Consider the following 14,528-nt stretch of genomic DNA (forward strand, 5'->3'; position numbering starts at 1 on the left):
AGACAGCAAAGGGACAAGCCATGTCATTCTATACCGCACTTACGGGGCTGAACGGCGCACAGGCCGATCTGTCGGCCACCTCGAACAACATCGCCAACGTCGGCACCACCGGATTCAAGCGCAGCCGGGCCGAGTTCGGCGATATCTTCGCCACCTCGCCGCTGCAAAGCTCGGCCTCGGCGATCGGATCGGGCGCAATCCTCAAGGGGATCCGCCAGCAGTTCACGCAAGGCAACATCGCCTCCTCGCTCAATGTGCTTGACCTTGCCATCTCGGGGCAGGGCTTCTTCGCGCTCAAACCCTCGCTCGGGTCCTCGCAGACGGTCTTCACGCGCAACGGGTCGTTCAGCGTGGACAACAACCGCTATGTGGTGGACAGCACCGGCCAGCACCTGCTTGTCTATCCGGTCAACCAGGACGGATCGGTCACCGCGCGCGACCTGATCAGCGCCGTGCCGCTGCAACTGCCGGTATCCTCGGGCGATCCCAAGGCCACCAGCCGGATCGAGCTGGGGGTGAACCTTCCGGCCGGGTCAACCGCGCTTGGGGCGCAGGATGCGGTGCCGCCCACCCGCGCCTTCGATCCCGCCGATCCGCGCACCTTCACCAATTCGACCTCGATCACCATCTTTGACGATCTGGGCAACCCGACCATCGCAACGGTCTATTTCATCAAGACCCAGCTGGCCTCGGCGCAGGATCCGACAAGCAAGTTCGACACCAAGCTGGTGATCAACGGCACGGTGGTCGAACCGAACCTGGTCAAGGCCGTGGACCAGCGTGGCCGCCAGATCTTCATCGACCGCTTCGGCAACCAGACCAGCCAGGTGCCCGATGACAACTATTATCTCGATGGCCGCGCCTCGCCGCTCTACAAGCTGGACGACCTGCGTTCCAAGGTGCCGTCGCAGCCTGCGCGGATGACGGGCGCCACCAGCTTCTTCGACTTCGGCCCCGAAGGCGACCGACTGGTCGAGATCGTCACGGATCCGCTGATGTTCCACGCCACCCGCGATTCCGGCAATGCAGAAAGCAACGTCTACTGGGGCCGCGACTTCCTGATGGTCAATGTGGATGATGGCGATCAGCCGGTGTCGGTCAACATCCGTCCGGGCAAGTACACGGCCGCCCAGCTGGCGGCCGAGGTCGAACGCGCGATCAACGAAGCCTATGGCGACGACCGCAAGATCCGCGTGGTCAAGAATGTCGATGACCGGATGACGATCGACCTGTTCCGGCTGAACAGCGACGGCACGACGATCGGGCTTCAGCCCAAGTTGACCCTGGATCTGCTGCGCCCCAGTTTCGTGAGCGAGCAACTGGGCATCAACCTTGACGTGCCCGGCCCGAATTTCCGCCGCGACGAGTTCCTGGCGCATATGCAGGCCACGATCGTCAACGGGCTGAACGACTATATCTTCGATTCCAGCGGCGCGATCTCGGCACCGCTTGCCGAAGGGCTCGGCGTGGGGCAGCGGCTGTTCACCCGCGCCGCGGGCGAGCGGATGGGCCAGGTCTATCGCAGCACCGAGGTGATTTCCTTCGATTACGCCCAGCAGCGCGATGGTGTCTGGGCGTCGCAACCGAAGCATCTCGTCTATTCCACCTTCGCAAATCGTCCGACGCTGTCGGTCTATGACAACCGCACCGCCCTTTCGGCCGCCGGCGCCGGCAATGCAGTCACCTATGATCCGGGCCAGAACACGCTGACCATAAACGTCCCGGCCGATTTCGACATGGGCTCCAGCCCCACGATCCGCCTCGCGGGCACCTTTGCAAGCGATCTTGCCGCAACCCATCTGAACGGGCGCGAACTGCGCGTGTTCGAGGTGGTGGATCTCGTCGATGCCGACGGCGCCCCCTACAAGCGACTGCGCGTGGACACGACCCAGCTGGGCATGCCCGATACGCCCTTCAGCCTGGCCGCGAACGGTGCGATCAGCATCCTGTCGGGCGCCTCGGAAGAGGTCGAGGCCTTCTTCGAAGGCGCGGGCGCCGATGGGGGGCTCGGGATCCTGGGCAGCGAACGCATCGTGTTGCGGGAAAAGGGTGCGGCGGCAACCCGGTCGGTCGGCTATTTCGACGGCGCGCCGCCCGTGTTCACCGTGACCGGCGCGCTGCTGGGCGGGGACGTGGCGCTGCAGGCGCTGGGGCTTCAGTCTGCCGGTGGCGCGGCGGCGCTGTCCAGCAAGGTGATGTGGGTCGATGAACGCAACCCGCCGATCCGGGCCAATTACGATCATGTGAACCAGCGGTTCCAGTTCTCGGTGGAACGCGGCAGCCTTGGCGAAGGCTCGCCCAGCAACTTCCATTCCTTCTCGGTGTTCGGCTATCCCGAGGCGCTGTCGGTCAACAACCTGGGCATTCCGGGGGGCAATGACCGCCAGCAGGTGCAGATCCGCGGGGAAGAGGTGCTGTCCACCCGGCCCTTCGTGGCACAGGGCGGCGACATCCAGCCCAATGACCGCCGCTATGGCATCCGGGTGACCTATAACAGCGATACCCGCAACTTCAGTATCGCCAGCGGCACCACCGGCGAATCCATCGCTGCCAATGGCGCAGTCGGGGTGCGTGCGGCGCAGTCGGCCTCGAACATCCAGGTGGGGCGGCGCACGATCCTGGCCGATGGATCGGTCGATCCCAACGAGAGCTTCGACCGCAGCGCCCGGACGCTCGGCTTCGGCGACAACCACCTGATGGGTTTTGGCCTGTCGAAAAGCAGCGTGGGCTTCGAGGCCGGGCGCGGGCTTGCGGCGCAGCCCGCGACGGTGCGCGGTGGCACGGCGCTGGTGCCCCTGAACCAGGTGTTCCGGCTGAGCGAACTGGGCGGCGAGAACCGCTTCTCGATCTCGGTCAACGGGATTTCGGGGGTGATCGAACTGCCGCCGGGCTCCTATGTCGGCTCGTCCCTGGCCGCGGCGCTTGAGGAAAGGATCAACCAGATCGAGGATCCGCTTACCGGGCGCACCGTGGGCGGGGTCAAGGTGCGCTATCTGCCCGACAGCAACAGCTTCGAATTCACCACCGGCACCACCGGTGACAATTCGATCATCCGCGTCCGTGGTGCCGCCCGGTTCGGCCTAGACGATGTCGCGCTGGGGGTGGGGTCTGTCCCGCAGATCTTCAATCTGGTGCAGGCGACCTCGCCCGAGGGGCTGCCGCTTTATGTCGATGCCTCGGGCAAGGTGGTGACCACGCCGCCCGACAACCTGGTCAGCGGTTATTTCCCGCTGTACATCGACGAGGGGGAACTGACCTTCGACCGCGCCGGCCGGCTGCTCAGCCCCTCGACCAGCGTGCGCTATGACCAGTTCGGTTCGGGCGTGTCGCTGTCGCTTGACATCGACTTTTCCGGCTCCACCCAGTTCGCGCAGCCCTTCTCGGTGCTGACACTTCAGCAGGACGGTTTTGCCTCGGGCCGGCTGGACGGGATCGAGATCGACGCCTCGGGGGTGATCCGCGCCTCCTATACCAACGGCCAGAACAAGCCGCTGGGCAAGGTGGTGCTGGCGACGTTCAACAACCAGAACGGGCTCAAGCAGATCGGCAATGCGACCTATGTGGCAACGGCCTCGTCCGGGGCGCCGCAGGTGGGCGAAGCCGGGGGCGAGGGGTTGGGCAACATCCTGTCCGGTTCGCTTGAACGGTCGAACGTGGACATCACCGAGGAGCTGGTGAACCTGATCACCGCGCAACGCAACTTCCAGGCCTCGGCCAAGGCGATCGAAACCACGACGACCCTGACCCAGACCATCATCAACATCCGCGGCTGATCCGCCGCGCGACCCCGAGCCAAGGGCCCGCGCCAGGCGCCGGCCCTGACCCCATCGGCCCGCAGCCGTCCTGTTGCGGGCCGTTCAACCGACCGGAGGCGTCATGGACCGGATGATCCACACCGCGCTGAGCGCGCTGCACAATCTGCGCGACAGCCGCACCATCACGGCGCAGAACCTTGCCAACCAGAACGTCCCCGGGTTTCGCCGCGATCTGCCGAACGAAGGCGGCAGCCGCTTCATGGCGCAGTTCGACGAGATCTCGGCCCGCGCCTTCCCGCTGGAACGTGGCCCGCACCTGTTCTCGGACCTTGCCGGTCCGCTGGTCGAAACCGGCGAGCCTGCCGATGTGGCGCTGGCGGACCGCGGGTATTTCTATGTCCAGCCCACGGGCGGGGGCGGCCTGGCCCTGACCCGTCGGGGCGATCTGTCGCGCGATGCCGAGGGTGTGCTGCGCAACGGCGCGGGCGACGCGTTGCTGGACGTGGAGCTGCAACCGATTACCGTTGATGCCTGGCGGGCGATCCAGATCAACGAACTGGGCCAGATCTGGATCGAACCGCAAGAGGGCCAGCCAGGCCAGATCGAGCTTGCCGCGACGCTGGCCACCGTGGACCCCGAGGGGCTGCTGCTGCGCAAGGGGCCCGACGGGCGCATCCGCCCGGCCGAGGGGCCGCTTCCGCCCCCCGACCAGCGCGGGCGCGTGCAGCAGGGCTATCTGGAATCGAGCAATGTCAATGCGGTGGAAGAGCTTGTCCTGTCGCTTGAACTCCAGCGCGAGTTCGAGCTGAACGTCAAGCTGATCACCACCGCGCGCGAGATCGACGAGGGCGGCGCACGGCTGCTGCGCCTGCCCGAGACCTGATCCCGGCAAGGAGGCGGTTCGCGCCCGCGCGAGCCGCGGTGTTCGACAGCACCCGCCGGCGCGGGCAGTTCAGCTTAGAGGGTTGAAATTGCACCGTTGATCACGGCGATGTGCTGTGGCCGGGCGGCCTCCCGCTTCCGCGAGGACATGTCGGCCCCACAACGACCCGAGGAAGGTGAGGGCAGTCCGCAGGGGCCAAGCCACAGAATATTCACGGAGCGGGAATGCGGGGCGCCGACGGCAAGGCCGCGTGCTGCCACAGCTGCCCGCGTCTTCCCCGCGCAGGCGACGGGTTCTAATCGGGTGTGCCATGGATTGGCACAAATGACCCGTCTTCCCCCCGCAGGCGACGGGTTCAGCCATCAACGCCAGACGCCCGTTCCGCGCTTCCGTGCAAGCCATTGCCGCGCGGCTGCCCGGGAGGCAGGAGTCCTCCGTCAGTGCCGGGCAAGGGGCCGCGCCGGGTGACTGGAACAGCTTCGGCACGAGGCTTTGCGCGGCCGCCTCCCTCGGGCTGCCGTTGAGGCTGCTGGCACGGGCGGGCGGAGGGGGCGAGCTGCGTTCGGGTGTCTGCGGTGCAGGGCGGGTCGGCCCTGACGATGCGCGTGGGACCGCGGTGTTTTCGGAGGCCAGCGTGTCCAACGGGCGGGTTCGGTGTGCCTGCGAGGTTTGTCGCCGCGGCCAGGAGCCGAGGGTTGCGTGGGTGATCCTGCGCGCGCACCGGATCCTGTTGCTGCCCCCGCGGACATGCCGGCACGTCAGGGGCCGGGGAGCTCCCGCCCGTCTTCACCGCCTGCGGCGGTTCATCCCGTTGGGCCGGGCGCCGCCTTCGGCGGCGCGCTGGCGGGACCGGGCTCAGCGGCACAGCGGGGGTGGGTTTGCGCGTGACGCAGCTTGCGATGCAGGGGCTGTGCCCGGCGGGCATGGCGCGGGCGCGGTATCCCAATGGCATCCGAGGGCTGGCGGTGCGATCCCTTCGCGGGAATGCGAAGCAGCATTATTGGCCGTGTCCGTTTCGGAAGCTCCACGACCACGCACGCCGTCAGAGCCGTAATAATGAGGGCGGGCCGCCGTTGCTCCGAGGGCCGGCCCGAATGAACGCAAGCCTCGCTTGCGCGGCTGAGTGACGGATCGGGAAACCCATACCACTGGCGAATTTGCCCAAGCGTTCGAGGGGCGAAGATCTCGAGCTGGGGCCAGAGGAGCCATGTTCGACAGATCTGACCAAGGCCGACGAGGCGGCGATCGTCGCCTTCCGGTGGCGCGCGCTGCTGCCGCTTGATGACGGACTGCACGCTCTGTTCCGATCTGGCACGGCGCTTGCAGATGCCCCTCCGACAACCGGCGCCCGCGTTTGGCCGCCCGAGCAGGAGATGCAGCAATGTCGTCCAGTGCGATGCATGTGGCCAAGACCGGCCTGAACGCCCAGCAAACCCGGATGCAGGTGATTGCCAACAACCTGGCCAACGTAAACACCACCGGCTTCAAGCGCGACCGCGCCAATTTCGAGACGCTGCTGTATCAGATCGACCGGGCTGGCGGTTCGCAGACATCCGAGGGCACGGTGCTGACCTCGGCTTCGGCGCTGGGGACGGGGGTGCGGGTGGTCAATACCGAAAAGCTCTATTCCCAGGGCAGCCTGATCAACACCGACAATGCGCTGGATGTGGCCATCGACGGGCAGGGGTTCTTTCAGGTGCTGATGCCCGACGGGCGCATCGGCTATACCCGCAACGGGACGTTTTCGCGCAACGCCGAGGGCACGCTGACCACGCCCAGCGGCTATGTCGTGCAGCCGCAGATCCAGATCCCCGAAGGCGCGATGGAGATCAACATCTCGGCCGATGGCATCGTCAGCGTGACCCTTGCCGGGCAGGTCGCCCCGCAAGAGGTGGGCCAGATCACCCTGGCGAACTTCGCCAATCCGCGCGGCCTGCAGCCGATGGGGGAAACCTTTGTCATCGAAACGCCGGCCAGCGGCGAGGCGATCATCGGTGCGCCTTTCGAACAGGGGTTCGGCAAGCTGGTGCAGGGCGCGCTTGAGGCATCGAACGTCAACGTGGTGCAGCAGCTTGTCGATATGATCGAGACGCAGCGCGCCTATGAAGTCAGCTCCAAGGCGATCACCGCCACGGATGAAATGCTGCGCTTCCTTTCCAACAATCTTTAAGATCGGTTTCTTTCCATGACCTCTCTGCTCCGCCTTCCGCTTCTGGCTGCCCTTCTCGCCACTGCTGCCTGCAGCACCTATGTGGAAGAACGCGCCTCGGACGCCTATGCGCCGGTCTATGCGCCCGAACCCGAGCCCGACCGGCTGAGCCTGCCCAGCGGCGCGATCTACAACAGCCGCCAGCAGGGCCTCTTTGTCGCCGACCGCCGCGCCAGCCGGGTGGGCGACATCCTGACGGTGACCTTCAGCGAACGCTTCCAGGCTTCCAAATCGCAAAGCGCCAGCGGCTCCAAAAGCGGCAGCTTCGAGCTGGACCTGCCCGATGTCCTGACCGGGGGGCGGAACGAGGCGCAGTTCAACAGCGCCTCGGCCCGGGGCTTTTCCGGTTCGGGGGCGGCGGCGCAGGCGAATTCCTTTACCGGGCGCATGTCCGTCAGCGTCGTGCGGGTGCTGCCGAACGGCCATCTGGAAATCGCGGGGCAGAAGCGGATCACCCTGAACAACGGCGACGAATATGTGCGCCTGCGGGGCATCGTGCGGCCCGAGGATATCTCGGCCAACAATATCGTCAGTTCGGACCGCATCGCCCATGCCGATATCCGCTATATCGGCGCGGGCGACGTGGCGGATACCGCCCAGCAAGGCTGGCTGGCCCGCGCGGTCAATACCGTTTCGCCCTACTGAGGCCGGTGGGATGCGGATGGTCCTTGCCCCGATGCGCCTGCTGGTGACGGCGATCACCGGCGCCGCCGTTGCCCTGCTGATGCTTGCCGCGCCGGCCCGGGCCGACCGGATCAAGGACCTTGCCGCCGTGGCCGGGGTGCGCGCGAACCAGATCGTCGGCTATGGTATTGTCGTGGGCCTTTCCGGCACCGGTGACGGCAATTCGGGCCTGACACTGCAATCGATGCAGTCGATGATTTCGCGGTTCGGCCTGCAGACGGAGATCCAGGGCCTGAGCGCGCGCAATGCGGCAGCGGTCATGGTGACTGCCGATCTGCCGCCCTTCATAAAGCCCGGACAGACGATTGATGTCACCGTGTCCACCGTCGGGCAGGCCAGTTCACTGCGCGGCGGCACGCTGCTGATGACCCCGCTTCTGGGCGCGGATGGCGAGGTTTACGCGATCGCGCAGGGCAATCTGGTCGTGGGCGGCCTTGGGGTCGAGGGCAAGGACGGGTCGCGGCTGATCGTGAACGTGCCGACCGTGGGCCGCGTGCCGCGCGGTGCCTCGGTCGAGCGCGTGGTGCCGACGGCCTTTCTGGACAGTGACTTTCTGGTGCTGAACCTGCATCAGGGCGACTATTCGACCGCCACCGCCCTGGCAGAGGCCATCGACAACGTGTTCGGGCGCGGCGTTGCCGTGCCGCTCGATGCGACATCGGTGCGGGTCCGCGCCCCGTCCGACCCGGCGCAGCGCGTCTCGTTCATGAGCCTTCTGGAGAATATCGAGGTCGAACCCGCCGCCCCAGTGGCCAAGGTGGTCGTGAACGCGCGTACCGGGACGATCGTGATCGGCGGGAATGTCCGTGTCACGCCGGCTGCCGTCACCCACGGATCACTCACCGTCAAGGTGCAGGAGGATTTCGACGTCACGCAAGGGACCGATATCATCGCCACCGACAACGCGGTCGTCGCCACGCCCGCCGATCCGGTCATCACCCCGGACAGCGCGCTGAGCGCCGAACAGGAACCCGCCCGGGCGTTCATCTTCGATTCCGGCGTTTCGCTTGCCTCGCTTGTGGATGCGATCAATGCCGTGGGGGCCAGCCCTGCCGACCTTGTCGCCATTCTCGAGGCGCTGCGCGAGGCCGGGGCGCTTCGGGCCGAACTGGTCATCATATGAGGTTGCCATGACCGAGATCCCGCGCCTTGGCTCGCCCATCCGGGCCGACGTCCCGCGCCCGCCCGCTTCGGCCACCGCCAACGGGCGCGACCCCGAGGCGGTGCTGCAGGCGGCGCGGGGGTTCGAGACGATGTTCCTGACCCAGATGCTGCGGCAGGCGCGTGATACCGCGCTTGCCGAGGATCCGCTTGCCAATGACGCCTCGCGGCAGTTCACGGCGATGCTGGACGATGAACATGCCGGGGCGGCGACCCGAAGCCTTGATCTGGGCATCGCGCGGGCCATCGCCGCGCAGCTGTCCGCCGCGCCCGCGCGCAGCAGCAGATGAGCAGCCTTCTTGATATCGCCCGCAGCGGCATCCTGGCCTATCGCAGCGCGCTGGCCGTGACCGGGCAGAACATCGCCAATCTGAACACCGAAGGCTATCACCGGCGCGAGGCGTCGCTGATCGAGGTTGCCGGCGCCCGCACCAGCCCGACCACGCTGGCGACATCCGGGCAGGGCGTTCTGCTGGAAGACGTGCGTCGCGCCTATGACAGCTTTCTTGCACAGCGGCTGCTGGATGCGCGCGGCGCCCAGTCCTCGGCCGGGGCCTTCGTGGATCAGGCGCGCGCGCTTGAGGATGCACTGCTGCCCGGCGAGCGTTCGCTTGGCGCCGCGCTGGAAGGGTTCTTTGACGCGATCGCACGGATCTCGGCCGCGCCGGCCGATTTGGCCACCCGCGCGGTTGCGATCGAGGAAGGGCGGCTGCTGGCTGGCACGGTATCGGACATGGCGATGCGGCTTGTGCAGCTTCAGCAGGCAATCGAGGGTCAGGCCGAACAGCTTGCCGGCGAAGCAAACGGCCTGCTGCGCGCCCTGGCCGATACGCAGGGCCGGCTGATGGTGGCGGGCGGTGGCGGAGCCGGGACGGCGGCGCTGCTGGATGAACGTGATCTGCTTCTGGGTCGGATCGGAGAGATCCTGGGCATCTCCGTCACCCATGGCGCCCATAACGCGATGACGGTGACGCTGGGGGCGGCGGGCAACGGGCCGGTGATCCTTGCCGACCGGACGGCCGCGAGCCTGTCGTTCCTGAACCTTGAGGGCCAGATGCGGCTTCAGGTGCGGCAGGATGGCCGCGTTCAGACGATATCGCAGCTTGGGGGCGGGGCGCTGCATGGGCTGATGGCGGCAAATTCTGCCCTGTCCGAGGCGCGCGGCCAGCTGGACCGGCTGGCGCAGCAGGTCGCCCGCGACATGAACGCGGCGCATCGTCAGGGGCTTGACCTTGATCGTCAGCCGGGCGGGCCGCTGTTCTCGCTCAATGGCTGGAAGGCCGAGATGGCCCCGGGCAACCTTGGCCGCTTTGCGCTGGATGTGGCCCTGCCGGCGGGCGAGCTTCCGCCCGGGCAGGTGCGGTCGGTCCAGCTTGTCTGGCATGCGGCGGCGGGCCAGTGGCAGGCGCATGACGACAGCGGCAGGCTTCTGGCCACGGGGCGCGAGGAAATCACCCTGGGCGGCGTGCGGATCCGGCCCACGGGCGCGGCCGCGGATGGCGACACCATTCGGGTGGAACTGACCGAAGGCCGCGCCGCCGACATGCGGTTCCTGCTGACCCGCCCCGAGGATTTCGCCGCGGCGGCCCTGCGGCTGGTGCAGGCCGATCCAGCCAACACCGGCCGCGCCACCCTGGTGGCCGATCCGGCGCAACAGGCCTATGGCGGGCCGGGGCTGATGGCGCTTGCCCAGCTGGCCGGGATCGAGCCTTCGGCGATCAGCGCGCTGCATCTGCGTCAGGACGGCGTGGTGGGGGTGCTTCCCGCGGGCACCATGCGGGCGGATCTGTTCAGCCTGGCGCGCCAGCCCAGTCTGGGCCTGTCGCTCACTGCGCAGGAAATGATCCTGGCCGAGCGGCTGCGCCTTGACCTTGGCGCCGAGGGTATCGCCGAGATCGCGCTGCATCCGCAGACCGACGGCCCGCTCTGGACCGATATGGCCCAGCTTGCGCGGTTGCTGAATGGCGGGGTGCTGCGCACCGCGGACGGGCGCGCCCTTGCGGATCTGGGGCTGCATGCCTCGGGCGCCGAGGGGCGGCTGACGCTGGCGCGCGCCAGCGGACCGATCGGCGCGGACAGCGGCGTGGTCGTTGCCGGACAGCTTGTCACCGGCAAGCTCGACCCGGGCATGGCGCTGGCATCCGACATCCAGATCTTCACCCGCGAGGGGCGCCATATCGCCGGCACGGCGATGACTCCCTTCGACATTGCGGCCCTGATGATCACCGCCAACGGCTTTGACGCCGAGGCGCGCTATCGTGCCGACTACCTGAATGCCGAAGGGGCTGGGGCCGGCTATCGCGGTCTGACGCTGATGCGGGGGTCGGTGCCGGGCGATCATCTTCTGCGCCTTGCCCCCGGGGACGGCCTGCCGGGGGCGCCGGTGCTCTGGCAGGGGGCGGCTGAGCCCATGCCTGCGCCGCCCGGGCGGCTGACGCTGGATCTGGGCGCGGCGGGTCGGGCCGAGATCCTGCCGCCGCAGGGGGCAACCGCGGGCCATGTGGCCGATCTGATCAACGCCCTGTCGCCGCGCCTGCCGCTGCGCGCAGTGGCCGAAACGCGGGTCGAGATCCTGGCGCCCGAAGACGGGATCCTCAGCTTCCGTCTGGCGGGGCGCAATGTGCAGCCCCTCGGCATCACGGCGCCGGTGGTGGGCGGCAACCTTGCGGCCCTTGCGGAAAGCGTCAACCGCATCAGCCATGAAACCGGCATCACCGCCAGCCTGTCGCCCGCAGGGGGGCGGCTGATCCTGCACAGCGCCAGCGGCCATGATATCAACATCTCGGCGCTTGGTCACAGCGTCGCCGATACGCCCGTCACCCTGCGCGCGGTCGATGATCGGGGCGTGGCCCTGCCGGGAACCACGGCCGCGCTTGGCACGCCCGGCGGCGCGAACGGCGCGCGCTTTGCGGGGGTGCTGACGCTGCAGGCGGCGGGGGCGTTCCAGGCGGGCTTTGGCGATGCGCTGCAGCCCGCGCTTGCCGATCCCACCCGCGCCGGCCTTGTCCAGCGCGAGGTTCTGGGCGCGGGCACCGTGCAGCGGCTGCGCTTTGGCGTGCTGCCGGGGATAGATGGCCATGCCGGTGATCTGACCGGGCAGGCGGCGATCGCGGCGGCCGCGGCCTATGATCTGAGCCTGCCCACCGCGCCGGGCCTGCCACCGTTGCAGGCGCGGGTATCGGCGGCGCTTCTGCCCTCGGCCACCCCTGCGGCGATTGCGGCGGCGCTGGCGCAGGCCCTGCGCGCACAGGCGCCGGTTCCGGCACTTGAGGGCGGGGCGCTTGCCAGCCCGCCGCCGCCCGGAAGCACAGTCGCGCTGATGCTGGGGAACGAACGCTACGTGGTCGAAATGACGCGCGACGGCCCTGTCGTCACCGGGCCCGAGCCTGACCGGCTTCTGATCCAGACCGAGGCCGACGGGCGGCTGCGCATCGTCGCCAACGGTGGCATAACCGAGGGTGCGGGCCTCCGCCTGGCCCGCGAAGCCGAGGCACCCGGCAATGCTGCGGCAGCGGCGCTGTTCGGCCTCTCCTCTGCCGAGGCGCGGCTGACGGGTGTGGCGGCCCTGCCGGGAACCCTGCCACAGGGCGAAACGCGCATGACGGTGCAGGTGAACGGCACGTCCCATGACATTGCGATAACCCGCAGTGGCGACGCGCTGACGATCGCCGCGCCCGGTTTTCCCGGCGCCGTGACGGTGGACCCGGCCAGCGGCCGGCTGAGCCTGCGCCTTGATGACCCGGGGGCGGTGCTGCTGGTGCCTCCTTCCGAAGGGGCGCAGGCGCTGGGGTTCGTGACTTCCTCCGCGGCGCTGAGCGTTGTTGGTGACAGCCTTGTCCTGCGCGCGCGCGGCGATCAGGCGCTGGACGTGGCGGCCCGCGGCGAAAGCCTCGCCGCCAACCGGATCAGCCTGTCAGGCCTGCCGGACGAGGATCTGATCGTGGTGCTCAGCGGCGGCGGCGCGCGGCTTCTGGCCGGCAGCATCGCCCTGCCGACGGGGCCGCGCCCGCCCGCCCAGCCCGAGGTGACATTTCGCGTGATCGACCCCCGTGCCGGGCTGGTCGAGGTGCTGGATGCAGCAACCGGCCATTCCATCGCCACGCGGCAATTGCGCGAAGGCGCCACGCGCGCTGCCGGCTACAGCTTCCTCCTCAGTGGTCTTGCCGGGACGGGCGACAGGTTTCATGTCGGCGCCTCGTCCGAGGCGAGCGGTGACGGCCGCAACCTGGATGCGATCCTTGCGTTGCGCGACCGCGACCCGGTGACGGGCCGGGGCGGCTTCGGAGACCTTTACCGCGCGCTGCTTGCGGATGCGGGGGCGCAGGCGCGATCGGGTCAGATCCGGCTGACCAGCACCACCGCACAGCGCGATGCGGTTGCCATGCAGGTGGCCGAACGCAGCGCCGTCGATCTGGATACCGAAACCGCGCGGATGATCGAACAGCAACAGGCCTATCAGGCCTCGGCGCGGGTGCTGGCCATGGCGCGCGAGTTGTTCGACACGCTGTTGCAATCCATGTGATCCCGAAGGAGCAGGGCATGAAGATCGGCACACGGCTTTTCAACGATCTCTCGCTGCGCCGCTTCAGCGCGCTGGGAGAGGAGATCGCCACGCTTCAGGGCAAGATCGCGACGGGGCGCAACCCGGTGCGGCCTTCGCTGGATCCGGTCGCGGCCTCGCGCCTGTCGGCGGCACAGGACATGCGCGCGCAGATGGCGCGCTTTTCGGGCAATACGGCGCGTGCGAACGAACGCCTGTCACAGGCCGATGTGGCGCTTGGGGAAACCGCGCAGATCATGGCGCGGCTGCGCGAACTGACGATCCGTGCCTCAAGCGATGCGCTGACCACCAACGACTGGCGCGCGATCCGGGTCGAGGCGCAGCAGCTGCGCGGCACCCTGTTCGATCTGGCCAATACCCGCGATGCCCAGGGCCACAGCCTGTTTTCGGGATTTCGCGTTCAGGCCCAGGCCTTTGTCGAAACGCCCGACGGCAGCATCCGCTATGCCGGCGACCGGGGGCAGCACCAGCTTCGGGTGTCGGAAACCGCGCGGCTTGCGACCGGCCTTGATGGCGCAAGCGTCTTTGGGGCAGCCACGACGCCCTCGGGGCCACAAAGCGTCTTTGACATCGCCGACCGGCTGATCGCCGCCCTGACCGAGGGCGGCAGCCTGTCGGGGCAGGTGCAGGCCGACACGGGGCGGGCCTCTCTGCGGCTTGAAACGGCGCGCGATCCGGTGGCATGGCGTTTTTCCCTGTCCGGGCCGCTGGGCCATGCCGAGATCGCGGCCAGTCTGATCCACGGCCTGCCCGGCCCGCTGGTGGAGGCGATCAACGCCGCAAGCGCCCGAACCGGTGTCACGGCCGAGCTGGCTGAAGGCGACAACCGCATCGTGCTGCAATCGCTCAACAGCGGGCCGATCATCCTCTCGGGGCTGACCACGGGGCCGGGCGGCACCGCCCCGCCGGTGCCCGGCCAGCGTGCGATGCTGCAGCCGATCGGCCCGGACGGGGCTGAACGCGGCCCGGTGCAGCCCTTCCGCGATGCGCGCCTGGCGCTGGAACAGTCGCTGGTGGATATCGAGGCCGCCGGCGCGCATCTGTCGTTGCAACGCGCCCGGATCGGGGCGCTGGCCAATGCCGCGACGCATCACGAACGGGTGCTGACCGACCGGCAGGTGCAGCTGGATCAGCTTGTTTCCGGGATCGAGGATACCGACATCGCCGCGGCTGTCACCGAGCTTCAGACCCGTCTTCTCAACCGGCAGGCCGGCCAGCAGGTATTCGCGAAGATCAGCCAGCAAAGTCTGCTCGATTTCCTGCGCTGATTGGCGC

At 68.2% G+C, this 14,528-nt stretch carries 8 protein-coding genes; all 8 read left to right on the forward strand.

Features of this window, described 5'->3' with window-relative positions:
* Positions 1-20: 20 nt before the first annotated feature.
* The 8 genes from ACFQXB_RS05370 to flgL all read left to right on the forward strand — a co-directional run bounded on the left by ACFQXB_RS05370 (position 21) and on the right by flgL (position 14,521).
* Entirely contained in the window at positions 21-3,773 is a 3,753-nt protein-coding gene (locus tag ACFQXB_RS05370) for a flagellar hook-basal body complex protein (protein WP_377400257.1), read from the forward strand.
* Between the two features lie 103 nt (positions 3,774-3,876).
* Positions 3,877-4,638, forward strand: a complete 762-nt coding sequence (locus ACFQXB_RS05375) for a flagellar basal body rod C-terminal domain-containing protein (protein WP_377400260.1) — start codon at positions 3,877-3,879, stop codon at positions 4,636-4,638.
* Between the two features lie 1,381 nt (positions 4,639-6,019).
* The gene (gene flgG, locus ACFQXB_RS05380) at positions 6,020-6,808 is read left to right on the forward strand and encodes a flagellar basal-body rod protein FlgG (RefSeq protein ID WP_377400263.1); all 789 of its coding nucleotides are present in this window, start codon (positions 6,020-6,022) and stop codon (positions 6,806-6,808) included.
* A gap of 15 nt (positions 6,809-6,823) precedes the next feature.
* Positions 6,824-7,492, forward strand: a complete 669-nt coding sequence (locus ACFQXB_RS05385; protein ID WP_377400266.1) for a flagellar basal body L-ring protein FlgH — start codon at positions 6,824-6,826, stop codon at positions 7,490-7,492.
* A gap of 16 nt (positions 7,493-7,508) precedes the next feature.
* Positions 7,509-8,654 (forward strand): flagellar basal body P-ring protein FlgI, encoded by a 1,146-nt coding sequence (locus ACFQXB_RS05390; RefSeq protein ID WP_377400269.1) that lies wholly within the window; start codon positions 7,509-7,511, stop codon positions 8,652-8,654.
* Between the two features lie 7 nt (positions 8,655-8,661).
* Positions 8,662-8,982: a rod-binding protein gene (locus ACFQXB_RS05395; RefSeq protein WP_377400272.1), complete on the forward strand. Its 321-nt coding sequence runs from the start codon at positions 8,662-8,664 to the stop codon at positions 8,980-8,982.
* Positions 8,979-13,214, forward strand: coding sequence for a FlgK family flagellar hook-associated protein (locus ACFQXB_RS05400; RefSeq protein WP_377400275.1), 4,236 nt, complete (start codon positions 8,979-8,981; stop codon positions 13,212-13,214). The genes ACFQXB_RS05395 and ACFQXB_RS05400 overlap by 4 nt, the downstream gene beginning before the upstream one ends.
* Before the next feature lie 17 nt (positions 13,215-13,231).
* Complete coding sequence (gene flgL, locus ACFQXB_RS05405) at positions 13,232-14,521, forward strand: flagellar hook-associated protein FlgL (RefSeq protein WP_377400278.1); 1,290 nt, start codon at positions 13,232-13,234, stop codon at positions 14,519-14,521.
* The last annotated feature ends 7 nt before the right edge of the window (positions 14,522-14,528 follow it).

Source organism: Halodurantibacterium daqingense (genome assembly GCF_042666235.1).
Lineage (GTDB): Bacteria > Pseudomonadota > Alphaproteobacteria > Rhodobacterales > Rhodobacteraceae > Halodurantibacterium > Halodurantibacterium daqingensis.